Raw genomic sequence first — 24,168 nt, 5'->3', positions numbered from 1 at the left:
TGCCCATGGTGCATCTCCTTCCATGAGACAAGTGAATCACAGATCAAGCCAAACGGGAATCCCGAATCCGGTTAACAGCGACATGCTTTAGTGGATTTTTCGAATTTGACGTTTGAAACAGCATCTATGTCAGCCCGGATTCAAACGTCAAATTCAATCCACTAGAAGCGGGCAACAAAAAAAACCGCCTTCAAGACTTAAGGCGGTTTTCGATTTTCAGCACCCAACTCAGGCTGGCTTGATCGTTTCCAGCAATTCGCTGATCGACACTTCCACCGAGGGGCGGATGTCCTTGCGCCACAGCGCAAACGCGACATTGGCTTCGATGAAGCCTGCCTTGGAACCGCAATCGAAAGTGCGGCCCTGATAGTCGAAGCCATAGAATTTCTGCGCATCGGCCAGCTTCAGCATGGCATCGGTAAGCTGGATTTCGTTGCCAGCGCCCTTTTCCTGCTTGCTCAGAAGTTCGAAGATTTCCGGCTGCAAAATGTAACGGCCATTGATGTAGAGATTGGACGGCGCGGTGCCCTTGGCGGGCTTTTCGACCATCTGGGTAATCTCGAAACCGGAGCCGATTGCATTGCCCTTGCCGACGATACCGTATTTATGCGCCTCTTCCGGGTCGCATTCCTGCACCGCGATGACATTGCCGCCGGTCTTTTCGTAAAGCTCGACCATTTCGGCGAGGCAGCCCTTCTTCGACTGCATCACCATATCCGGCAGCAGAAGCGCAAACGGCTCATCGCCGACCAGCTCACGCGCACACCAGACCGCGTGACCAAGGCCAAGCGGAACCTGCTGACGGGTAAAGCTCGTCGTGCCCGGCTGCGGCTGCAAATCCTGAAGATGATCGAGTTCGGCCTTTTTGCCGCGTTCGGCAAGCGTAGCATACAACTCGACCTGCGCATCGAAATAATCTTCGATGACCGCCTTGTTGCGCCCGGTGACGAAAATCAGATGTTCGATGCCGGCCTCACGCGCTTCATCGACCACATACTGAATGACGGGCTTGTCCACGACCGTCAGCATTTCCTTGGGGATCGATTTGGTGGCGGGAAGGAACCGGGTGCCGAGACCGGCAACGGGGAAAACGGCTTTGCGGATTTTGCGGATCGAACTCATTCGTCTCCTCGATTTTCACTAATGCAATCTTGCTATCAAAGCATTGAAGCAACTGAATTTCAAATAAGGCTATTTCATTAAAGAACGACGAAATTACATGGATCATACCATCACATTAAATGAACCATTCTTAATGTTGCTTGATTCAAAAATTTTTCCAATTTTCCGGCAAATTTTGCCGCAGCGCCGCCCATGGTAAACCAAATGCTAACCGACAGACTATAATTTGAACATTCAACTGGTCGATGCCAATTTTACACTGCCAAATTGAAACAGTGGATGGTATTAGTTAGCGCATGCAATCTGAACCGAGCGGCATCGACATTCTTAAGAAACACGCCGGAAAACAAGACGTTCCGGCATGAAGATTGCAGAAGGGAAACACAGAATGCTGCGATTTCCATTCACACTGGGACAGACGCTGAAGCTCAAGGCGACCGCTACGGTTGCCGTTGTGGTGCTGGCATCCACCCTTTCGACCGGTTCGGCTTTTGCCGATGCGAAATTTCGCCAGTGGGTGGCGAATTTCCGTCCGGTTGCCATCAACGCCGGCGTTTCGCCTTCCACCTTCGACCGCGCCTTCCGCGGTGTCGATGCTGCCGATCCCGTCGTGCTGGAGAAGGCGCGTTATCAGCCGGAATTCACCGAGCCTGTCTGGAATTACATCGACAATCGCGTGAACGAGGACTCTACAGGCGTCGGCCAGAGCATGGCGCGCAAATGGGGCCCGTGGCTGCAGCGCATCGAACAACGCTTTTCGGTTGATCGGAATATTCTGCTCGCCATCTGGTCAATGGAAAGCAATTACGGCGAGATTCTCAAGCGCGACGACGTGATGCGCGATGCGGTTCGTTCGCTCGCGACGCTGGCCTATGCCGATCCGAAGCGCGCCAAATATGGCCGCACACAGCTGATCGCCGCGATGAAGATCCTCCAGACCGGTGATATTGATCGCGGCCATCTTTCCGGTTCGTGGGCGGGCGCCCTCGGTCATACGCAGTTCATCCCGACCAGCTATCAGGCCTATGCGGTCGATATGGATGGCAATGGCAAGCGCGACATCTGGAATTCCATTCCCGATGCGCTGGGCACTGCCGCCAATCTGCTGCACCGCAATGGCTGGCAGCCGGGCCGGACATGGGGTTACGAAGTGGTGCTACCGGCGGGCGGCAAGTTCCCATCCGGTTCGCTGACTGTCGCCGAATGGCAAAAGCGCGGCGTCGTGCGCGCCAATGGGCGTGCATTCCCCGACCCGAGCGAAAAGGTGACGCTGAAGGTGCCGGATGGCCGCAAGGGCCCGGCATTCCTGATGACCAAGAACTTCTTTGTCATCAAGCGCTATAACAATGCTGACAAATATGCGCTGGCTGTCGGCCTTCTGGCAGACCGCATCAGTGGCTATCAGGGGCTGCGTCAGGACTGGAACCGTCCGTTCACCCCGATCACCATGAACGAGCGTCAGGAATTGCAGACGCATCTCAAGGCGCTCGGCTATTACGACGGTAATATCGACGGCAAGATCGGCTCCACCTCGCGTAAAGCCATCGAGGCCTTCCAGCAGCGCAACGGCTTGCAGCCGGATGGACATCCGAGCAAGGAAGTGTTGTCAGTCCTGCGTCGCCGTTAAGACGAACCGCAGATTTATCGGAGCGCGTTTCCCACGAAGCGCGCTCCGTTTCATTTTTGCGCCATGCCGTATTATGATGGCTTTGCAACGAAAGCGGAACTGATGCGCAAATCTCGGATTGCAGTCGAAATGTTGAAGGCGGCCAGTGTCATGCTGGCAGCGCTGGCGCTGCTGCTTTCCGGTCTTGCCAGTGCATCAGCGCAGGAACGGCCACGGACGCTTTTCGACTTGCTGTTTGGTTCGCGACAACCGCAACGCCAATATGAGCAGCCCCGGCCCCAGCAGAGCCGCCCAAAGCCGAAACGCGCACCCAAGGCGACGTCTCCCGTCACCCGCAAAGCCGCGCCACAGGTGGCAGTGCCCACCGTGCCTGTCATCGAGAAAAACCCGGATGCAAAAAAGGTGCTGGTGGTCGGTGATTTCATCAGCAGCGGCCTTGCCGAAGGGCTCGATGTGGCCTTTGCGTCTGATCCGGATGTGACGGTCACAACCCGCATCAACGGTTCGTCGGGCTTTGTGCGTGAGGACTATTTCAACTGGCCGGAAAATATCGGCAAGATACTGGATGAGGAAAAGCCTGCCGCCGTCGTCGTGATGATCGGCTCCAACGATCGTCAGGCGATCACGGCCAATGGCGCCAGCCTCGCCGCACGTTCGCCGGAATGGACTGCGGAATATCAAAAGCGCGTGGACCAGTTCGTCAAGGCGATCAATGACCGCCATTATCCGCTGGTCTGGGTCGGGCAGCCCGCCTTCCGTCCGAAAGGCATGTCACAGGACATGCTGGCGCTGAATGAAATCTACCGCACCACCACGGAAAAGGCGGGCGGCAAGTTTGCCGATGTCTGGGACGGCTTTATCGATGAAGACGGCAATTTCACCCAGACCGGTTTCGACATCAACGGTCAGACGGCGCGCCTGCGCGGCAATGACGGCATCAACATCACTTCGGCTGGCAAGCGCAAGCTTGCCTTCTATGCGGAAAAGCCGCTGCGCGCCTATCTTGGCGGCGGCAAGGAAGAGGGCCAGCCTCTCCCGGCTGCCGGTGCGCAAGACCCGTCCAAACCCGTGGACCGGGTCGCACCCGTCAGCCTGCGCGACATCAATAAGGACGAGAGCGGCGTTTTGCTCGGCGGCAATCTTGGCGTACGCCCCCAAAATACCCACCCGGCACCTGTCGAGAAAAAACCCGCACCCGGTCGCGCCGATGATTTTTCATGGCCGCGCCCAAGCGCAAATCCCTAATAGATAGCCTACTACTCGTTATATCAATAGTATATTAGCGCTTTGAATAGAGCTTTCCGCGTCAAATCTTAGCCTAATTATTATATTCCGCGCTGTTTCCATCATCGTTCTCATCGTCTATCAGAAAGCACCGTTCGTCCAATTGGGCGCACAATTGCGGATGCGGTCTATCTGGCATCTGCTCGATAAAAAGAGGCGTTTGAATGAACATCGCATCCAAACCTTCTGTCGATTCCGATCGGGAGGAGGATACCCACCTTGCGCGCAATCTATCCAACAGACACCTGCAACTGATCGCCATTGGCGGCGCGATTGGCACCGGCCTTTTCATGGGCTCGGGCAAGACCATTTCGCTGGCTGGCCCTTCGATCCTGCTCGTCTATGCGGTGATCGGCTTCATGCTGTTCTTCGTGATGCGCGCATTGGGTGAAATCCTGCTGTCCAATCTCGAATATCGCTCATTCGCAGATTTCGCGGGCGATTATCTCGGCCCATGGGCGCAGTTCTTCACCGGCTGGACCTACTGGCTTTGCTGGATCGTGACGGGCGTGGCAGACGTGGTGGCCGTATCGGGTTATGTCTCGTTCTGGTTTCCCGAACTGGCGCTCTGGATACCGGCACTTGGGCTGATCTTCACGCTTCTGGCGCTCAATCTGCCCACCGTTCGCAATTTCGGTGAAATCGAATTCTGGTTCGCGCTGATCAAGATCGTCGCCATCGTCGCACTGATCATCGCCGGCGTGTACATGCTCTCGACCGGCTTTACCCTGCCGAACGGCAGCCGGGCCTCGGTCGCGCATTTGTGGAACCATGGCGGCTTCTTCCCCAACGGTTTCCTCGGCTTTGTCGCCGGTTTCCAGATCGCGGTCTTCGCCTTTGTCGGCATCGAACTCGTCGGCACCGCCGCCGCCGAAACCAAGGACCCGGTGCGCAATTTGCCAAAAGCCATCAACTCGATCCCGATCCGCGTGGTGCTGTTCTATCTCGGTGCGCTGTTTGTGATCATCACCGTGATCCCTTGGGATCAGGTCGATCCAAGCTCCAGCCCGTTCGTCGCCATGTTCTCGCTGGCCGGTCTCGGCATCGCCGCCCATGTGGTGAATTTCGTGGTGCTCACCTCGGCAACGTCGAGCGCGAATTCGGGCATCTACTCAACCTCGCGCATGATCTACGGCCTCGCCACCTCGAAGCTGGCGCCGGAGGCGCTCGGCAAGTTGAACAACCGCAAGGTGCCGGTCAACGCGCTGTTCTTCTCGTGCATCTTCCTGCTGGCAGGCGTGGTTCTGCTCTATGCAGGCCAGAGCATCATCGAAGCTTTCACCATCGTTACCACGATCTCGGCGCTGCTCTTCATCTTCATCTGGTCGATCATTCTTGCGTCCTATCTGCAATATCGCCGCAAGAGCCCTGATCTGCATGAGAAGTCCACGTTCAAAATGCCGGGTGGACGCGCCGCCGTGGTCATGGTCTTCGCCTTCTTCGCCTTCATTTTGTGGGCGCTCGCGCAGGAACCAGATACCGCAGCAGCCCTGAAGGTCACGCCGTTCTGGTTCGTGTTTCTCGCCATCGCCTATCTGGTGATGAAGGCACGGCGCAGCCAAAGCTAGTCTCAATCAAAATGTATAAAGGGCCGGAGAATTCCGGCCCCAATATGCTGTCGTTCAGAACCGATAGGTCACACCCAAAACCGGGCCCTTCAGGCGAGAATCGAACACATAGCCATCGCGGTCATAATCGACATGCAGCGCCTTGTAGCCCGCCGAGACCGACAGGTGATCGGTGAGCAGATAATTGACCGTGCCAAGCACCGACCAGGTCAGCTCAGATCCGGCACCGAAGCCGCCAATATCCGCCTGTGCCTGCAAGGAGAGCTTGTCCGTGAGTCGCAGAAGCGCTCGCGTGCCGACCACCGGATCGACCCAGTTGAAGCTTTCGCCATAACTCCGCGTCAGGCCAAGCGCGCTCACCGTCACATCATTGGAAATGTGCCAGAAGCGGATGCCGCCCAGCGCATCAAGCGTGAATTTGGGCGTATCGACCACGCGATAACCGGCTTGCAGCGTGGCCATGAACTGCTTGCTGTCCACATCGCCCTTGACGACCGTGCCCGATGGAATGGCAATCGGCAGCGGCGGCAGGTTGCCGTAGGCGTGGCTTTCAGTCGTATCGACATACATCATGTCGCCCGAGACGACAAAACGGTCGTAGCGGCCCCAGACATTGACGAAGCCGCTGAAATTGAGATCGCTCAACACATCGGAAAAGGACTTTTCGATGCCGATGGTCGGTGCGCGCTGGAAAGGCGAAATATCGCCCTTGAGACCCGCAGCCCAGACATAGGGTGTGATTTGCAGGGCCCAGCGCCGGCTTTCCACGACGGGCGGCGCCTCCGGCGGAACGGTAACCGCATCGGCGGCACTGGCAGCCTGTGCGCCGCAAAGGGACAGGACAATGGCAACGGCGTAGTGACCTGGTCTATTCAAAATGCGCCCCTTCAAGCCGAAAGCGTGTTTTTGTGAATGCGCCCATCCTTCATGATGAGCTTCATCGTGCGGTCTGGATCGGCAATCAATGAAATATCATCGAGCGGATTGCCATCCAGCACGAGAATATCCGCATAGGCTCCCGCTTCGATGCGGCCCAGTTTTGCCGGATAAGGATTGCGCGGCCCCGAAAGCGCGACCAGATCGGCATTGCCGCTGGTCAGCATGCGCAGCACGTCTGCATTGTCATACCAGCGCGCAAATTTCGCCAACTGCCTGCCTTGGGTCGCAGTGCCCTTCGGGTTGAACAAAATGTCGGTCCCGAGCGCCATCTTGACCTTGTACTTCCGCCCAAGCTCGATTGCCCTCACCGTGCCGTCGGAAATCTGCTGCTGTTGCTGGCGCTGCACCGGGTCGGATTTCGGATTGGCATCCTCGTCGGAAAGAAACGGCTGAATGCTCCACCACGCATCGGCATCGGCCATGCGCTTGACGGTTTCCTCATCGGCAAGCTGGCCATGCTCGATGGATTTCACGCCGCAATCGAGAGCCCGCTGAATGCCGGCGGATGTATAGGTGTGGATGCAGACATAGGTGCCCCAGTCGGAGGCGGCAGCAACAGCCGCCTTGGTCTCGGCTTCGGTGAACTGTATACCGTCGATCGGGTCGTAAGATGAGGAAACACCGCCGCCGCCCATGATCTTGATCTGGCTTGCGCCGAGCATCAACTGCTCGCGCACGCGGCGCAGCACTTCGGCCTCGCCGTCGGCAATGGCCGATATGCCCGCCCGTTCCGCCACGCTCAGATCGCTCTGCGCGCTTCGCGGCAGATCGGTGCGCATACGAAAATCGCCGTGACCGGAGGTCTGCGAAATCATGGCGCCGGATGGGTAAATGCGCGGGCCCACCACGCCGCCCTCGTCAATGACGCGCTTGAGCGCGAAAGACGGCCCACCAACATCGCGCACCGTCGTGAAGCCGCGCAGCACCGTGCGCTCGGCTTCCTGCGCGGCCACCAGATGCACATAGGGAATATCGGCTGTCATGGCCGCCATTTGCGATATTCCGGCCAGAATGGAGTGCCAGTGGGCTTCGATCATGCCCGGCATCAGTGTGCGACCACCGCAATCTATAACGTCCGCGTCTGCGACCGTTTCCTGCGCGCCGACCAGCGCCTTGATGAGATTTCCTTCCACCAGAACGTTCTGGCCTTCGATGAGCTTGGCGCTGGTTCCGTCGAAAATCTTCACATTGGTCAGGAAAACCGGCTTTGCCGGGGCTTTGGTCTGCGCCATCGCCGTGCCGGTCAGGCCCAGTGCCGATACGGTAAGCGTTGCGGCGGCAGCCTTGAGCAGATTGCGGCGCGACAGCTTCTTTTCCATTCGTGCCATCAGTTGCAGGGCTTGCGGGCTATGGCAGGCGCAGCTCCATCCGTGAATGAGGTGCCCGTATTTTTGGCCAATCCGTATCGACAAGACACACCCCTTCTTTTCGTTTGCGAACGACAGCGCGCAGGAAAGCTTCAGGAAGCCGAAGCGATGACTTTCATGTTAGAGGATTCTTCAATAAAAACATCTCGAATTTGCCGGTTTCCTTCCTTCGATGTATATATTTTCCATCGCACGCAACGCGAATAAAGCGGCGAATGACCTTTCAAGCCATATTGCCGATTTGATTTTTAAATTTGGAGTAAAAATTGCGCGGTGAACAAACGGTTCTTCAAGTCTCGATAGGCGTTACTCTGCTGGTCGCCGGTTTCGGCGTCGTATTCGGTCTTTTGTCCGGTTCATTCTCCATTGTCTTCGACGGTGTCTATATGCTGGCCGACGCAGCCATGAGCGGGCTCGCGCTGATCGTATCGCGCCTCATCGCGCTCTCCGCATCCCCGGAGCAGCCCAACCGCAAATTGCGCGAGCGTTTCACCATGGGGTTCTGGCATCTGGAACCGATGGTGCTTGGCCTGAACGGCATCATGCTGACCGGCGTTGCGATCTACGCACTCATCAATGCGATCGCCATTATCATGCAGGGCGGTCGCCATCTCGAATTCACCTACGCCATCTTCTATGCGGTGGTTGCGCTGGTCGCATGCCTCGGCATGGCGTGGTTCGAAATGCGCGCCAACCGCGTCATAAAATCGGAGTTCGTGGCGCTGGATGCCAAGGCGTGGATCATGTCGGGCGGCATTACCGCCGCTCTGTTGATCGCCTTCCTGATCGGCTATCTCGTGGAGGGCACCGAGCTTGGTTGGATAGCGCCCTATATCGACCCGACCGCGCTGGCCGTGGTCTGTCTCGTCATCATCCCTATGCCTATCGGCACGATAAAACAGGCGCTGGCCGACATATTTCTGGTTACGCCCGCCGATCTCAAGCAACATGTCGACAGCGTGGCGCAGGATATTGTGAAGCGTCATGGCTTCGTGTCCTATCGCGCTTATGTCGCCAAAGTCGGTCGCGGCAAACAGATCGAACTTTACTTTATCGTTCCGCCCAACCTACCACCCCGGCGACTGGAAGAATGGGACGCTTTGCGCGATGAAATCGGCAATGCGCTGGGTGAAGAAAGCCCCGACCGCTGGCTCACCATCGCCTTCACCACCGATGTCGAATGGGCGGTGTAACAACTGCCTTATCCAGACAGCTTCTTCGCCTGAATTTTCTGCGAGGATGCCTCGACCGTCACATCGTAGTGATCGCCCTGCACAACATCGAGAATACGGCTCGGACGAAACGCGGCTATGTTGACGCCGCCCTCATGGCGGAGGCTATCGAACAGGATGCCGTTTTCTCCGGCAGCGCGCATTTCCTCGCCGAAAAGCTGCGACGCGCTATAGTCTTCGGATGCATAGATTTCAGGTCTTGCCACCTGTTCGCCGCTGATATCGATGAAATCGCCTTCAAGACGCGCGCTATAAACGCGGAATGTCCGGGAAAGCGTCGCCTGCCCCGTGGCCACCGCCTCACGGCGCATATGATGCGCGACTTCCACTACGGAGGTGGTGAGGCTGGCGGCGGCATACCATGCGCCGAGCTCCGGCCCGTTGAACCGCATGCCGCCCGGCGCGACATGCAGAAATGTCGCCATGACGATGCTGGAATTCGGCCTGCCGAACACCCATTCCTCATGCGGCAGCCTTTGCAGACGTTCGACCAGTAGCCGGTCATTGGTCCAGCCGGCCAGTTCCATCACCGCTTCCAGATCGGCAGCGGTCGCCACCGTGTCGAAAAGTCCGACCGGAGGAAAACGCGACGGAATAAGCCTGTAACTCGGTTGCGGCGCGGGATTGCGCCTCACGAGAACACCACGTCGGAATCGCGATAAGGCGTGAAGGCGCTGTCGATCTCGTTTGGTTCCATGAAGTGGCCGCCACGGGCCGCATCGAGAAACCGCCGCACAGTCAGCAATCCGTCCTGTGTGCCACCCGTCACCAGCCTCAGCGGCGGGTGCCCGCCAAACACCATTGCGCGATTGGGCGTCGTCAGCCAGCGCACGCCCGCCGTCTCATCCGGATAAAGAACACCCAGCGCCTGATGAATGCCGAGCACGGCAGACAGACGCGTCAGCACATCGACATCCAGCGTGATATCGCGATGTTCGCGCACGGCTTTCACCCAGTTGTAATAGGTCGAGCGCGACGGAAGACCCAGCACCAGCAGACGCTGCTGCTCGTCCAGCCCCCAGAGATCGGCAATGGCCAGAAAGGTACGCAGCCCGGGCGCACTCAATCGCTTGCGCGATAATGGGCCGAAACGGCGCGGATCAAGAACGTCCGGTCCTTTTTCTATCCCAGTCTTTAACGCCACATTGCCACGAGCCATGATCGTCTCCATTCGTCCAGAATGGAATATAGTCCAAATTTGGACTTTTACAACCCTGCGTTATAGGCAGCGATTATTCAGCCGCGATGAGCGGGGCGTTGGCAGCACCCGGAAGATCGAAGTGGACTGGACGCAACGATACATAGCCATTGCGGATATCCAGCACATGGGAATATACCTGCGCGCCGTTTTCCAGCACCGGAAGCTTTTCCTCATGCATGATGCTGATGACGATGGCATCAGGGCAGCGGCTCTTCAGGGCGGCATGGAAGCGCGCCTTTGAAGTCGGGTCGAGCGCGCCTGTGGCTTCATCAAGGAAGATGATCGAAGGCTTGTGCAGGAGAATGCGCGCCAGCACGATCTTCTGCTTTTGCCCGCCAGACAGAACCATATCCCACGGTGCGCCACCGGCATCGCTATCGTTCATCTTTTCGATGAATTCGCCGAGACCCGCTTCATGCAGGACCGCAGCGACGGCAAGATCGCTGAAGCTTCCGGCATCGCCCGGCAGGCTGACAAGCTGCTTCAGCGAGACGGAGGGGAACTTCGCATCCTGCGTGGCATAGAGCGTGGTCGCGTTCTGCGGATAGATGATATCGCCGGTGCCATAGGGCCAAAGGCCGTTTAGCGCCTTGACGAAAGAGGTTTTGCCCGAGCCGGATTCACCGCGCATATAGACCCAGTCGCCCGCGCGGATATTGATGACGCCGGAACGCAGGAACGGCGCTTCGCTGCCCGCCCCCTGCATCAGCGTGAGGTTGCGGACAGACAGGCCGAAGCGCGGATGCTGACGGCCAAAGGCAAAGCGGTTGACGCCCGAGCGCGCATAGAAGTCCGTCGGGTCCAGCACATTTTCCATGGCGCGCGCCAGCCCGGTCACGCGACCGGCATTGGCGCGCAGATTGGCGATGGCAGGCATGACCTGAATGAACCACGAGCAATCATTGATCATGGCGGCGACCAGTTCCGCGCCCGTGACATAATTCCGGAAGCTCACCGACCCGCCCATATAGGGCAGAAGGCCGGGAATATAGGCGACGATGCGGTTGGACAGGAAGCCATAGGCTTGCTGGAAGGCAAGATAGGCCGCGTCAAAACGATTGAGCTTATTCCACGTTCCGTCCACATCCTTGTAGAGGCGCTCGTTTACCGAACGCTGCACGGCCTCGCCATTGGAGGCGGAAATCTGGAAACTGCGGCGCAAAAGGGTCGTCCACTCGCCACGATAGGAACCTTCCGCCTGCTGAATGCCGAGATTGAGGCGTTCCAGGCGACGACCGATTTTGACGGCGACGAATGTGCCAAGCGGCACGTAAATCAGGATGGCGGCGAAGGCGAGTACCGCGCTGCCATAAGAGCCGAAGACTTCCAGCCCTTCCACATCCGTGGACATTTCAATCAACTTCTGCCCGATGAAGAAGGCCGACAGAACGACGCCGACAATACCCATTACGAGGCCGATAGCGCCGCCGGTCATGCCCTTGATCGACTCCTGCAAGCGCTGATCGACATTGTCGATCTGGTCGTTGCCGCGGCCCTGCTGCAAATGGAAATGCGTGTGCCTGCTATTAAGAAGCGCTGCGGAAAACTGGTCGTTCAGCCATTTGCGCCACTTGCGGTGCAAGGTGGTTGAAAGGAAATGCCGTGAGCCGACCAGCATCACATCCTTCGCCAGCATCAGCAGAATGAGAATACCTGCATTGATGGAAATCGTCGCCAACGGGTTTTGAACCGGTGCGGTATTGGCGTTGACAATGGAGTTCATCAGATGACCGGAGGCTTCCGCTACCCACACCGTCGTCTTGCTGACGAAAGCCGTCAGAAGAAAGATCGCGGCGGTGAGCGCCCAGGCTTCTCTCCAGCGGTCCGATACCCAATAGGCGCGCATCAGGCCCCAGAATGAGGTCATGCTGGCCACGGCAGACTTATCCCCTTGTGGCAGGCTTGCCTGCCGGGATTGTCGTTTTATCTGCCGTACACCTTTCAATCCGCACCTCGCTTCCAGTTCACCAATTGTAACACTGCGTAACACATTGCAACAAACTGTGGTTAACGCGATGTTAACAGTCAATACAAAACGAGAGCACGGATTCTTGAAAAGCCGAACGCGCCGTCTCAAGGACCTGAAATTATTGAGCTATTAGATGTGCTAAATTTTATCGGAAAGCGCCGTTTTGTGCGGAAAACCGGCACTTAGAAGCAAATATGCAACATGATTCGGCATGATTCCACTTCACTTGGCGAGAAACGCCTGCAAACGCGGCACCACGAAATCGAGGAAAACCTTCACACGCTGGGGCAGGCGCGCGCCACCCAGATAGACAGCGTTCACCTCTTCCTCGTCGCTCTCGATCACATCGGCCAGCACCTCGACGAGCCGACCGGCAGCTATATCGTCGCGGGCGTGATAGTCACCAAGGCGGGCAAGCCCCAGACCGGCGACGGCCATGCGACGGACCGTTTCACCATTATTGGCGAGCAACGAGCCATAGACGGCGCGGTCGACAATGCGACCACTTTCCTTGAGCGGCCAGACGGGCGCCATACGGCGGAAATTGAACCCGATGCAATTATGGTCCGCAAGGTCGTCTACCGTCAGCGGCGTGCCGCACCGCTCCAGATAGGCCGGAGCCGCCACAATCTTGCGCCGGGCCAGTCCGATCCGGCGCGCCATCATGCTGGAGTTCGGCAACCGACCGGTGCGAAGCGCCACATCGGTTCGATCACGATAGAGATCGATAATCTCGTCGCCGAGTGACAGGTCCACCACTATATTGGGATAGGCGGCAAGAAATTCCGGCAGTATCGGTTCCAGTCCCAGCGTGCCCAGCGCGACCGATGTGTTGACGCGCACCGTGCCGCCCGTGCTGGCCGAGCCTTGCGACAGTTCGCGCTCGATCTCGTCGAAGTCGTGCAGCAGCCCCTGGCTGCGCTCATAATAGATGCGCCCCTCGGCGGTCAGCGACAGGCGGCGCGACGACCGTTCCAGAAGCCGCACGCCCAGCCGCGTCTCGATGCGGGAAATCAGCTTGCTGATCGTGGACGGGTTCATGCGCAGCAATCGTGCCGCCTCCGAGAAGCTGCCCGCCTCCACGACCCGCAGAAAAACCTGCATCTCACCGGCGCGATTATCCATTCATGACCTCATCTGTGAAATCGTTTCATAGATAATGTGGAACGCCAGCGCATTTTCAAGTGAGAATGTTGGGCCTATTTCTTGGGACATCACAGGTTTCTAATAGATTCTTGACTGGAAGCGTCTGCCTCCCAAGCTTCGTGCGCCTCCGCGCGAAACGCGTCCAGCCAGTCAACAGGAGTTACCATGAAGTTCGTCAACGCACATGGCGCGGGCATTCCCGCGCTTGGTTTCGGCGTTTTCCGCATGTCGGATGCCGAAGTGGAAGCCATCATTCCAGCCGCACTGGAAGCAGGTTTCCGCCATTTCGACACCGCCCAGATTTATCAGAACGAAGCCTCTCTTGGCCAAGCCTTGCAAAAGGCAGGCGCGCGTCGTGACGATCTGTTCCTGACCACCAAGGTCTGGGTCGATAATTATAGCGAAGAGAAATTCGCCTCTTCCGTAACCGAAAGCCTGGACAAGCTGCAAGTCGATCAGGTCGATCTGCTGCTTCTGCACTGGCCAGCCCATAAAGTATCGATTGCCGAACAGGTTGACCTGCTGAGTGCGGTTCAGGCTTCCGGCAAGACGCGCTTTATCGGCGTCAGCAACCAGAATATCGCGCAGATGAAAGAAGCGATTGAACGCGCCAAAGCGCCGATCGTGACCAACCAGATCGAGGTTCATCCTTATCTCGACCAGAACGCGATTGCCACAGCCGCCAAGGAAGCAGGCGTTGCCATCACCGCCTATTTCGGCATGGCCGATGGCGCGGTTCCGCATGATCCGGCTTTACAAGCCATTGGCGCGAAATACGGCAAGACCGCCGCACAGGTTGCGCTGCGCTGGCTCATCGAACGCGGTTTCATCACGCTTTCGAAGACCGCCAAACCGGAACGTGTCGCGGAAAACTTCGACCTCTTCGACTTTGAACTCAATTCTGAAGACATGGCAGCGATTGCAAAGCTCGCCCGTCCCGATGGACGTCTGGTCAGCCCTCCCGAGCTGGCGCCTGTCTGGGACAAGTAATACGGAGATTTCGCTATGAGTGCTTCAACCGCTCAGACAAGCGCAACCAGCGCGGCCGGTTTCAACTGGCCGCTGCTTGCGCTTGCAATCGGTGCCTTCGGCATCGGTACCACCGAATTCGCGCCGATGGGCCTGCTGCCTGTCATCGCCGATGGTGTGAACGTATCGATCCCGACCGCTGGTCTTCTGGTCAGCGCCTATGCCATTGGCGTGATGATCGGCGCGCCGATCATGACTTTGGCCTTTGGTCGCTTCGGCAAGCGCACCGCGCTGATGCTGCTGATGGCGATCTTCACCATCGGCAACATTCTCTCGGCAATGGCGCCCGATTACTGGACGCTTCTCGCCGCACGTCTGGTGACAAGTCTTAACCACGGCGCGTTCTTCGGTCTCGGCGCAGTTGTTGCGGCCAGCGTCGTGCCGCCGGAAAAGCGGGCCAGCGCCGTTGCGACCATGTTCATGGGTCTCACCATTGCCAATATCGGCGGCGTCCCGGCAGCCACCTGGATCGGACAGCAGATCGGCTGGCGCATGTCGTTTGCGGGAACTGCGGTTCTCGGCCTCGTCGCCATTGTCGCGCTCTGGCTTTCGCTGCCGCGCGGTGAAGCGGGCAAGATGCCCAATATCCGTCAGGAACTGGGCGTTCTGATGCGGCCAACCGTGTTGAAGTCGCTGGCGACAACCGTGATGGGCGCAGGCGCGATGTTCACGCTCTACACCTATGTTGCCGCCGTTCTGGCTGATCGCACCGGCGCTTCGGACGGTTTCGTGACGCTGGCGCTCGTCATCATCGGCGTGGGCTTTACCATCGGCAATGCGCTGGGTGGCCGTCTGGCCGACTGGTCGCTCAATGGCGCAACGCGGATCTTCCTCGCCATGCTCGCAGCCGTCAGCTTCGTGCTGCCGTTCGCGCTCAACAGCCATGTCGGCGCGCTCATCAGTCTGCTGGCCTGGGGTGCTGCGGCATTCGCCATCGTGCCGCCGGTTCAGATGCGCGTTATGCAGGCCGCAGCCGAAGCACCGGGGCTCGCTTCGTCGATCAATATCGGCGCATTCAACCTTGGCAATGCAGTGGGCGCTGCTCTGGGTGGCGCGGTGCTGAGCGCTGGCTACGGTTATGCCGCTATCCCGGTGGCCGGTGGCCTTCTGGCCGGGGCTGGCCTGCTCTTCACGTTGTCACGCCGCCCGAAAGTGGAGCTAGCGGCTTCGGCTTGCTGATAAAACCTGGCTCCGGCGCGCGTCTCGTTAATCGAGCGTGCGCCGGAAGCGCAACAGCGCCATCGTGGCAAAGAGAATAACGAACAGGATCAGCGCATTCACCTCGCCGGCAATATCGGCAAGGGTTGCGCCTTTCAGCATGACGGCGCGCACGATGCGCAGGAAATGCGTGAGCGGGAAAATCTCGCCCAGAGTCTGCGCCCAATCCGGCATACCTCGGAACGGGAACATGAAGCCCGACAGCATCAGCGATGGCAAGAAAAAGAAGAAGGTCAGCTGCATGGCCTGCATTTGCGTGCGCGAAGCGGTCGAAATCGTATAGCCGAGCAATACCAGCGACAAAACGAAGATCAGCACGCAAGCCAGAAGCAGCGCCAGCGATCCGACGAACGGCACGCCGAACAGAAGCTTTGCCGCAACCAGCACGACCACCACCTGCACCGCGCCGACAGCCAGAAACGGCAGCACCTTGCCCAGCATGATCTCGGCAGGCGTGGCGGGCATGGCAAGCAGGTTTTCCATGGTGCCGCGCTCGGTTTCACGGGTCAGCGCCATGGCCGTCATCATCACCATCGTCATTTGCAGGATGACCCCGAGCAGACCGGGCACGATATTATATTGCGACACGCCTTCCGGGTTGTAACGGCGATGCACGATCACCTGCAGCTGACTGCTGGCGGCATCCGTCGCTTCGGCCTGTTTGCCCTGCTCGCGCAGCAGCGCCTGACTGGCCACGGTGCCGAGCGTCGAAATCGCCCCGCTTGCCACCGATGGATCGGTAGCATCGGCTTCGATCAGGATTTGCGGCGCATCGCCAGCATCCACCCGCCGCGCGAAGTCGGAAGGAATGGTGACCACGAAAGAGACTGTGCCGTTGGCGAGCAGCGCTTCGGCTTCGGCAGCGTTTTGAACCACATGATCAAAGCGGTAATAACCGGTCGTTTCCAGCGCCGAAATCATCGCCCGGGTGTAATGATCCTGACTTGTCACGACGACCGCGCTTGGCAAGCTTTTCGGGTCGTTGTTGATGGCAAAGCCGAACAGCAGAAGCTGCATCAGCGGCACCACCAGCATCATGGCGAAGGTGATGCGGTCGCGCCGCATCTGGATGAATTCCTTCATCAACATCGCGCCAAGACGCTCGAATGAAAACCAGCTGCCGGTCATCCTTTGCTGCTCCCGGCCTTGCTACTCCCGTCGCTTCCCGCTTTCGACATATTGTCCTGCGCATTGGCCATGAACTGGATGAAAACATCCTCAAGGCTGGTTTCGCCCGCCTCGACCGCGATGTCCTTCCGGTGTCTGATCTTGTCGAGCGCCGTTTCAAGTTTGGCCCGGTCGGAGCCTACAACATGCAGCGTCGCGCCGAATGGCGCCACCTGCTCGACACCCGGCTCGTTCTCCAGTTCGCGCGCGACATCGCTGAGCCGTTGGCCGCTGACGATGAAAGTCGTCAGCCCCGCCTCGGCGATCACATCCTTGACCGTTCCCGTCGCCAGAAGCTTGCCATAGGAAATATAGCTGATGCGGTGGCAGCGTTCGGCCTCATCCATATAGTGGGTCGAAACCAGCACCGTCAGGCCGCCATCGGCAAGGCGGTGGATCTCGTCCCAGAAATCGCGCCGCGCCTTGGGATCGACACCGGCGGTCGGCTCGTCCAGCAGCAAGAGCTTCGGCTTGTGCATGATACAGGCGGCAAGCGCCAGCCGCTGTTTCCAGCCGCCGGAAAGCGTTCCGGCCAGCTGGCTGCCACGCGATGTCAGGCCAAGTTCTTCCAGCGTGCGCGCGACGTGCTCCCGCACCGGCTTCAGCCGATAAAGCCGCGCCACGAATTCCAGATTTTCGGCGATGGTCAGGTCTTCATAGAAGGAAAAGCGCTGCGTCATGTAACCGACCTCGCGCTTGATCTTCAGCCCTTCCGTGCGCAGGTCAAAACCGAGCACCTGCCCCTCACCTTCGTCGGGGGTCAGCAGGCCGCACATCATGCGGATGGTCGTGGTCTTGCCGGAACCGTTCGGCCCCAGAAAGCCGACAATCTCGCCCTCCGCCACCGACATGCTCACATGATCGACGACGGTTGCATCGCCGAACCGCTTCACCAGGCCTTTGACATCGATGGCGTTCGGCATGATCGCCTCCGTTTACCGGTTCGCCAGATCGACATCGACGATCTGGCCCGGCTGGAGCGGCGAAGCCTGATCGACCGGATGCGCCTCGACGAGATAGACAAGTTTCTGGCGCGTTTCGAGCGAATAGATCACCGGCGGCGTAAATTCAGGGTCCGGCGACACATAGCTCACCTTCGCCTTGAGGTCTGCCGCGCAGCCATCGCAACGGACCGACAGCAAGTCGCCCACCCGAACGGAGGAGAATTTTGCTTCCGGGATATAGACTTTCAGCTTCACAGCGCCGTCCGGCAACATGGTCAGCACCGGCGCGGTTGGCCCGGCAATATCGCCCGGATTGCGGATGACATCGGTGATCCGCCCGGCAGCGGGCGCGACGATGGTGCGCTTGGTCAGGTGCCAGCGCGCGGAATCGAGTTGCGCGGCAGCGCTCTTGACCGCGTTTTCAGCCGCCTTGATTTCTTCCGGGCGGGCGGGCAAGCGCCCTACGGCCAGATTGGCCATGCTCTGATTGATGGCCGCTTCGGCGACCTCCACACTGGTTTTGGCATCGTCCAGCTGGGCCTGCGTCATCACCCCGCGCTTGGTGAGGTCCTGCGTACGCAACAATGTGCGCCGCGCATCATCGGCCTGCGCATTGGCGGTGCGCACCGACGCTTCCAGAACCGCAATTTCATCCGGGCGTTTGCCCACCTGCAAATCCGCAAGCTTCGCCTCGGCCTGCGCCCGTGCGGCTGCGGCCTGCGCAACCGCAATCTTCGCATCCGTATCTTCGGTAAGCGCAATCGGCTTGTCCGGTTCCACGCGGTCACCGCGCTTCACCATGACGGATTGCACCTGCGCAACTTCGAGCGGTGCGAGCTGCACGAACTCGCCTTCGACATAGCCGACGGCCAGCGGCTGGCTGCTGCATGCCGCAAACAGATAGGACGCGAAAGGAACGATACAGAGAAGGCTCATTACACTTCGTCCTTAATGTGCTGCGCATCGCGGGCGGCAAGAATGGCGAACAGATTTTGCCGCGCAACGGCTGCAACCGCCCTGGCCTCATCGGGGCCGAAAGCCGCCCAGCCCATGCGCCGCTTCACCGCCTCTTGCCCGATCCGGAAATAGACGACCTGCCCTAACAGCGTAAAAATAGTGAGGCGCGTCTGCTCGCTTTCCGCCGCTTCGCCGGTCGCCGCCTCCCAGACGGCGCAAAGCCGTTTGTGGGTCGGCTCGAAAACGCCGGAATAGATGCGGTCGAGCGCTGCGGTCGGATGCGCCAGCTCCCGCAACAGAAACTGAACGATTTCGCCGGACGCCGGTTGCGCCACGATGAACTGCACCATCCGTTCCAGCGCGACGCCCAGCTGCTGACGCGCGGCCTCCTTCGTCACCGCGGGCTCGCCGATTGCCCCGTAATGACCGAGCGCCTGACCGGCGACGCCCTGTATCGTCTCGACGATATAGTCGGCGGCGGCAAGCCGCAGACCTTCCTTGCCGCCGAAATGATAGGCGATGGACCCGATATTCGCCTTGGCAAAGCCCGCAATTTCGCGCGTCGAGGTGGCGTCGAAGCCTTTCGACCCGAACAGCTGCAATGCCGCATGGATCAACGCCATGCGCGTCTGATCGCTGGGAAGCGATGTTTCGCCTTGGCCAGTGGAGCTGGCCGGACTAGTGCGACGGGGCGGCTTCATAAGATGATTTAATCAATCGATTGATTAAATGTCAAGTTGTCGAAAACTGCGGCATGCATCGCGCAGTTTTTGGTCGGATTGAGTGCGGTTTTACGAAGGCCCTTACCCGTCACTGCGCGCTGGCAATGACTTTCTCCAGTCGCATCTGAACGATCTTCGGTTTTTTGGCGGCGACGATCTGATCGAGATTGGCTGGATTGTCGCCAACAGCGATCAGGGCAACCATGCCCATCGCAAAATGCGGCGTGCATTTGACGAGATAGGCACCGGGCTCCGTGACGGTCAGCACATAGGTCTCGTTCATCTTGCTTTTGAACGGGGCCACGCCTGCCGGAAGCATGTCCTTGACCGACTCGACATAGTGCCCCTTGTCCACCGAAATAAAGGTTACCGTGTCGCCCGGCTTTGCCTTGATAAAGGCCGGTTCGAACACCATGACGCCTTCAGCGCCCTTGTTCAGCATGTGAACTTCAATATTTTCAGCAAAAGCAGGCGCAGAAAGAAGGCCCAAGACACCGGCGGCAAGTCCCAACGCGGTCATACGCATTTTCATGTCGATCTCCATCACAAGCACCGCCGCTGCCCGAGCAGACAGGCCGAAAGCGCCCAAACATGCGGGCAAAGCAGCCCGCAATCGGAAATCTAGTCCCGCTGTATCAGGTTTTCCTTGATTGCAATCAAGGAAACTTAAAACGACGCGCCGACGGGCATGACCATCTCATTGAGTATCTGGACAGGATGCCGGATGGCGCGGCTGTCAATCGCCTTCACCTGCGAGCGGCAGGAATAGCCGGTCGCCATGACGATATCCCCCTCGCCGGACGATGCGAGGATGCCGTTCCAGCTTGCAGCGTACAGCTTTTCCGAAATCGGGCGATTGCGGACCTCATGGCCGAACGTGCCCGCCATGCCGCAACAGCCTGTTTCCGGCACATCCAGCTCCACGCCGATCTGCTGGAACACGGATTTCCACTGCTTCATCGAGGATGGAACATTGCTGCGCTCGGTGCAATGCCCGAGGAGACGCAGCCGCTTTTCACCCGCCATGGTGTCAGCGCTACGCAGACGGTCGCGATGGGCGTGCAGCCATTCCTGCATCAGATTGACCTGCGCCTTGATCCGCGCCGCCTCGACCCCCTTATATTCGCTGCGATAGGTCAGCGTCATGGAAGGGTCGAGACCGACCAGCGCAATGCCCATCTCGGCCAGTTCGTTGAGATAGCGGATGGATTTCGACGCGGTTTTCTCGAAAGCGCCGAGATAGCCGTGAACGTGCAGGGCCTTGCCGTTCTGGTTGGGTGCGGCGAGATAGGGCGTGAAGCCCATCTTGCGCGCCAATTGCAGCGCGGCCAGCCCGACAGCCGGGTCGAAATGGGCCGTGAAGGCATCCAGCACGAACACCACCGCCTGTTGCCGCTGCGCCTCCGTTAGTTTGCGCATCCGCTCCGGTGTTGCCACCGCCACGCCCATGCGTCGCGCTTCACGCGCCAGTGACAAAGCAGGCATTTCCGGCAGCGCCGTCAGCCCGGCCCGACGCATCAGCGCCTGCCCCAGAGATGACCCCACCCATGCATTATAGGCGGGCTTCAGCCGCGCAAACAAAGGCAACGTGTTCTCGATGCTCGCCACCATCATATCCTTGATCGGGCGGGCATAGCGTCCATAGTAGATTTCGAGAAATTTAGCCCGGAACGCCGGAACGCTGACCTTGACCGGACATTGCCCGGCACAGGCCTTGCAGGCGAGGCAGCTATCCATCGCCTCGCGCACTTCATGCGAGAAATCGTTGCGATTGGCGGGGTTGATCGAGTTCCACAGCCTTGCGGGCAGCGTGCGGATTGCACTGGCACTGCGGGCTTTTCCTGCTTCCTTGCGCGGGTCTTTCCCGCTCTCGGCCATCAGGCGCAGCCATTCGCGCATCAGCGAGGCACGGCCCTTCGGCGAATAGCGACGGTCGCGCGTCGCCTTGTAGGACGGGCACATCAGGCTCGCATCGTCGAAATCGAAACAGGCGCCATTGCCGTTGCAATAGGCGGCGTTGTCGAAAGCTTCACGGATTTCCAGACCGATGATCCGGTCGAACTGGCCGCGCAGCGGCACCTCGTCGATCTTCAGCAGTGCCTGCGAGGCGGGCGCTGCGATCTTGCCGGGATTGAGCCGATTGCGCGGGTCGAACAGGCCCTTGATTTCCTGCAGGCTTGGATAAAGCGCGCCGAAAAATTCCGGCACATATTCCGACCGCACGCCCTTGCCGTGTTCGCCCCACAGCACACCGCCATATTTGCGCGTCAGCGCAACCACGCCATCGCTGATCTTGCGCACCAGTGGCTCGTGATCAGTCCGCGTCAGATCGAGCGCCGGGCGCACATGCAACACGCCCGCATCGACATGGCCGAACATGCCATAGCTTAAACCCTCGCCGTCGAGCAGCGCCCGAAACTCGCGAATATAGGCGGCAAGATTCTCCGGCGGCACTGCCGTATCCTCAACAAACGGCACCGGACGCACCGGCCCATCGACATTGCCGAGCAGACCGACCGAGCGCTTGCGCATGGTCCAGATCGCCTCGATATCCTTTGGATCACGCGCAATGGTGTAAGGCTTGCCGCCATCGGACTGATCGGCATCAAGCGCAGCAATCACTTCGCGGAACTTGCTCTCCAGCTCTACCGCGCTGTCGGCCACCAGTTCCACAATGTTGATGCCATTGGTTGGGCTGCCGCCATCATCCGGGAAAAAGCGCGCAATGCCCGGCCAGACAATGTCCTTCTTGGCAAGACCCAGCACCTTTTCGTCGATGGTTTCGACGGAAGCGACCTTCAGCGCCACTAGCGCGCGGGCATGTTCCAGCGCGGTGTTGAAACTGTCATAGCGGATATTGACCAAGAGTGCATGGGCCGGGATCGGCAGAAGATTGACCTCGACCTCCGCGATCATCGCCAGCGTGCCTTCCGATCCGCACAGAATGGCGTTGAGATCGAAACGCCCATCCTCGCGCCACAGATGCTTCAGATCATAACCCGTCATATAACGGTTGAGGTTCGGGAAAATCTCGTCGATCAGCGCCCGTTTTTCGGTCGCGATGCGCGCAACAGCGCGATAAATTTCACCGATACGACCGGGCTTCTGCTGCGCTTGCGCCAGCGCCGGGCCGTCGAGCGGGCGTGACCACAGTTCCTCGCCATTGGTCAGGACGACATTGAGCCCCAGAATGTGATTGCTGGTCTTGCCATAAAGACACGACCCCTGCCCGCAGGCATCCGTGCTGACCATGCCGCCGATGGTGGCACGGTTGGAGGTGGAAAGCTCCGGCGCGAAGAACAGGCCATGCGGTTTCAGCGCCTTGTTGAGCTGGTCTTTCACCACGCCCGACTGGACGCGGGCCACGCGCCGTTCCGTGTCGATGTCCAGAATGCGGTTCATGTGGCGCGAGCAATCGACCACAATACCGGAGGTGAGCGACTGGCCATTGGTGCCGGTGCCGCCGCCGCGTGGCGAAATCACCACGTCGCGAAATGCCGGTTGTTCCAGAACCGATGTAAGGATTTTCAGATCGTCCGTGCCCTTGGGAAACACGATGCCGGTCGGCTCTACCTGATAGATCGAATTATCGGTGGAATAGACGGTACGCGAGCTGTCGCCGACTTCCACGTCACCTTGAAAGCCCGCCCGGGCCAAGTGCTGCGAGAGTTCGAGTGTGAGGCCGTTGAGGGGCTGTTTCCTGATCAGAGACGGTATCATGCGGGACTCAAAAAATCTGCATCGCCATGGGCGGCACGCCGCATGCCGGAGTGGTCCCACTACGCTATATGAAAAGCAATGTCGAGGCTCTCCGATGCCGCGATTGCCGCAGGCTTCGTCTAACACTATAGTTGCAAATTCGTCAGGCCGTGGCGAAAGGAGTGATTTTCGAGTACCGGAGCGGAGCGTACTTTTGGGTACGTGAGCACCGGCGCACAGGAAATTGCTCGTTGCAGACCGGCATGGCGAAGAATGCAGCTGTAGTGTTAAACGCGCTCAAGCTTTACGTGAGGCAGCGGCGGCAACTCGACTTCAATCGGATCGTCAGCGCGCACATGCCCACCAGCGAGAACGATGGTCATGACACCAGTTTTGCGGATCACTTCGCCATCCGGCATCTTGTCGAGCACTGCCGAGAGAAGGCCTTTCTGGAAGTTTTCAATCTGCGGGCATGGATTGCGCAAGCCTGTCACCTGCAACACCACATCCTTGCCGATTTTAAGCAAAGCGTCTCTCGGCAAACCCAGCAAATCGACACCCCGCGTGGTGACGTTCTCGCCAAGATCAGCAGGCGCGATCTGAAAACCTTTTTCCGACAGTTCGTCGAAAAGTTCGGCCTGAATGAGATGCACCTGTCGCAGATTGGGCTGGGTCGGATCCACCTTCACGCGTGAACGGTGTTTCACCGTTGTGCCCTGATGCGCATCGCCCTCGACACCAAGCCCGGTCAGGATATTGATTTCCGGTACGGGCTGCTTGGAAAAACGATGTTCCCCATCGCGTGCAACGGCCACGACAAATCCACCACGCATGATCCTCATCCCATCTGTTGCTCTGGCCATTTGTGTAGCGACCAAATTACTGTTGCAGAGCAGGTTTCTCGCAAAGGAAAAAACACTCCCGGCCTGCTATCATAGGTTATAAGACATTTATGTGAATGCAGGCAGGACGAGGCG

Annotated in this window: 20 protein-coding genes; 6 read left to right on the top strand and 14 right to left on the bottom strand. The window is 58.8% G+C overall.

What is annotated here, in order from left to right; genetic code table 11:
- Positions 1-228 precede the first annotated feature (228 nt).
- Complete coding sequence (galU, locus tag D8666_RS20805) at positions 229-1,122, bottom strand: UTP--glucose-1-phosphate uridylyltransferase GalU (RefSeq protein WP_078339237.1); 894 nt, start codon at positions 1,120-1,122, stop codon at positions 229-231.
- Positions 1,123-1,510: 388 nt separating this feature from the next.
- Between galU and D8666_RS20800 the strand changes: the two genes are divergently transcribed.
- The 3 genes from D8666_RS20800 (at position 1,511) to D8666_RS20790 (ending at position 5,601) form a co-directional block, all read left to right on the top strand.
- Positions 1,511-2,749, top strand: a complete 1,239-nt coding sequence (locus D8666_RS20800) for a lytic murein transglycosylase (RefSeq protein ID WP_109367724.1) — start codon at positions 1,511-1,513, stop codon at positions 2,747-2,749.
- Positions 2,750-2,851: 102 nt separating this feature from the next.
- Entirely contained in the window at positions 2,852-3,994 is a 1,143-nt protein-coding gene (locus tag D8666_RS20795) for an SGNH/GDSL hydrolase family protein (RefSeq protein WP_121539254.1), read from the top strand.
- A 203-nt stretch (positions 3,995-4,197) separates the two neighbouring features.
- Positions 4,198-5,601, top strand: coding sequence for an amino acid permease (locus D8666_RS20790; RefSeq protein ID WP_109367725.1), 1,404 nt, complete (start codon positions 4,198-4,200; stop codon positions 5,599-5,601).
- Positions 5,602-5,655: 54 nt separating this feature from the next.
- Here D8666_RS20790 and D8666_RS20785 read toward each other — a convergent pair whose 3' ends face one another.
- The gene (locus D8666_RS20785; protein WP_371830843.1) at positions 5,656-6,441 is read right to left on the bottom strand and encodes a porin family protein; all 786 of its coding nucleotides are present in this window, start codon (positions 6,439-6,441) and stop codon (positions 5,656-5,658) included.
- Between the two features lie 47 nt (positions 6,442-6,488).
- The gene (locus D8666_RS20780; RefSeq protein WP_121539250.1) at positions 6,489-7,859 is read right to left on the bottom strand and encodes a metal-dependent hydrolase family protein; all 1,371 of its coding nucleotides are present in this window, start codon (positions 7,857-7,859) and stop codon (positions 6,489-6,491) included.
- 314 nt (positions 7,860-8,173) lie between these two features.
- Between D8666_RS20780 and D8666_RS20775 the strand changes: the two genes are divergently transcribed.
- Positions 8,174-9,100 carry a cation diffusion facilitator family transporter gene (locus D8666_RS20775; RefSeq protein WP_121539249.1) on the top strand — a complete coding sequence of 309 codons (927 nt, stop codon included), beginning with the start codon at positions 8,174-8,176 and terminating at the stop codon, positions 9,098-9,100.
- Positions 9,101-9,108: 8 nt separating this feature from the next.
- Here D8666_RS20775 and D8666_RS20770 read toward each other — a convergent pair whose 3' ends face one another.
- The 4 genes from D8666_RS20770 to D8666_RS20755 form a co-directional block, all read right to left on the bottom strand.
- Entirely contained in the window at positions 9,109-9,774 is a 666-nt protein-coding gene (locus D8666_RS20770; RefSeq protein WP_121539248.1) for an RES family NAD+ phosphorylase, read from the bottom strand.
- On the bottom strand, positions 9,771-10,298 hold the full coding sequence (locus D8666_RS20765; protein ID WP_121539247.1) for an MbcA/ParS/Xre antitoxin family protein: 528 nt from the start codon (positions 10,296-10,298) through the stop codon (positions 9,771-9,773). The genes D8666_RS20770 and D8666_RS20765 overlap by 4 nt, the downstream gene beginning before the upstream one ends.
- Before the next feature lie 73 nt (positions 10,299-10,371).
- Positions 10,372-12,216: an ABC transporter ATP-binding protein/permease gene (locus D8666_RS20760; protein WP_167836140.1), complete on the bottom strand. Its 1,845-nt coding sequence runs from the start codon at positions 12,214-12,216 to the stop codon at positions 10,372-10,374.
- Between the two features lie 315 nt (positions 12,217-12,531).
- Complete coding sequence (locus tag D8666_RS20755; protein WP_109367731.1) at positions 12,532-13,434, bottom strand: LysR family transcriptional regulator; 903 nt, start codon at positions 13,432-13,434, stop codon at positions 12,532-12,534.
- Between the two features lie 186 nt (positions 13,435-13,620).
- Between D8666_RS20755 and D8666_RS20750 the strand changes: the two genes are divergently transcribed.
- Together D8666_RS20750 and D8666_RS20745 are read left to right on the top strand one after the other, a co-directional pair.
- Positions 13,621-14,445, top strand: a complete 825-nt coding sequence (locus D8666_RS20750; RefSeq protein ID WP_121539246.1) for an aldo/keto reductase — start codon at positions 13,621-13,623, stop codon at positions 14,443-14,445.
- 15 nt (positions 14,446-14,460) lie between these two features.
- Positions 14,461-15,663 carry an MFS transporter gene (locus tag D8666_RS20745; RefSeq protein ID WP_121539245.1) on the top strand — a complete coding sequence of 401 codons (1,203 nt, stop codon included), beginning with the start codon at positions 14,461-14,463 and terminating at the stop codon, positions 15,661-15,663.
- Between the two features lie 27 nt (positions 15,664-15,690).
- On the opposite strand, the gene D8666_RS20740 is transcribed toward D8666_RS20745, so the two are convergent.
- From D8666_RS20740 to D8666_RS20710, 7 genes are all read right to left on the bottom strand, one after another.
- Positions 15,691-16,830 (bottom strand): ABC transporter permease, encoded by a 1,140-nt coding sequence (locus D8666_RS20740; RefSeq protein WP_121539244.1) that lies wholly within the window; start codon positions 16,828-16,830, stop codon positions 15,691-15,693.
- A complete protein-coding gene (locus D8666_RS20735) occupies positions 16,827-17,792 on the bottom strand; it encodes an ABC transporter ATP-binding protein (protein WP_121539243.1) in 966 nt (321 codons plus the stop codon). The genes D8666_RS20740 and D8666_RS20735 overlap by 4 nt, the downstream gene beginning before the upstream one ends.
- 12 nt (positions 17,793-17,804) lie before the next feature.
- Entirely contained in the window at positions 17,805-18,749 is a 945-nt protein-coding gene (locus D8666_RS20730) for an HlyD family secretion protein (protein ID WP_121539242.1), read from the bottom strand.
- Positions 18,749-19,471, bottom strand: a complete 723-nt coding sequence (locus tag D8666_RS20725) for a DUF1956 domain-containing protein (RefSeq protein ID WP_121539241.1) — start codon at positions 19,469-19,471, stop codon at positions 18,749-18,751. Before D8666_RS20725 ends, D8666_RS20730 begins: the two co-directional genes overlap by 1 nt.
- Positions 19,472-19,580: 109 nt before the next feature.
- Positions 19,581-20,018, bottom strand: a complete 438-nt coding sequence (locus D8666_RS20720; protein WP_121539252.1) for a pseudoazurin — start codon at positions 20,016-20,018, stop codon at positions 19,581-19,583.
- Between the two features lie 140 nt (positions 20,019-20,158).
- Complete coding sequence (gene ydiJ / locus D8666_RS20715) at positions 20,159-23,212, bottom strand: D-2-hydroxyglutarate dehydrogenase YdiJ (RefSeq protein WP_121539240.1); 3,054 nt, start codon at positions 23,210-23,212, stop codon at positions 20,159-20,161.
- Between the two features lie 266 nt (positions 23,213-23,478).
- Positions 23,479-24,024, bottom strand: coding sequence for an MOSC domain-containing protein (locus D8666_RS20710; protein WP_109367739.1), 546 nt, complete (start codon positions 24,022-24,024; stop codon positions 23,479-23,481).
- Positions 24,025-24,168: the final 144 nt, after the last annotated feature.

Source organism: Ochrobactrum soli (assembly GCF_003664555.1).
Taxonomy (GTDB): domain Bacteria; phylum Pseudomonadota; class Alphaproteobacteria; order Rhizobiales; family Rhizobiaceae; genus Brucella; species Brucella teleogrylli.
The sequence above is the reverse complement of the archived record's forward strand: the minus strand, read 5'-3'. Positions and strand labels throughout refer to the sequence as shown.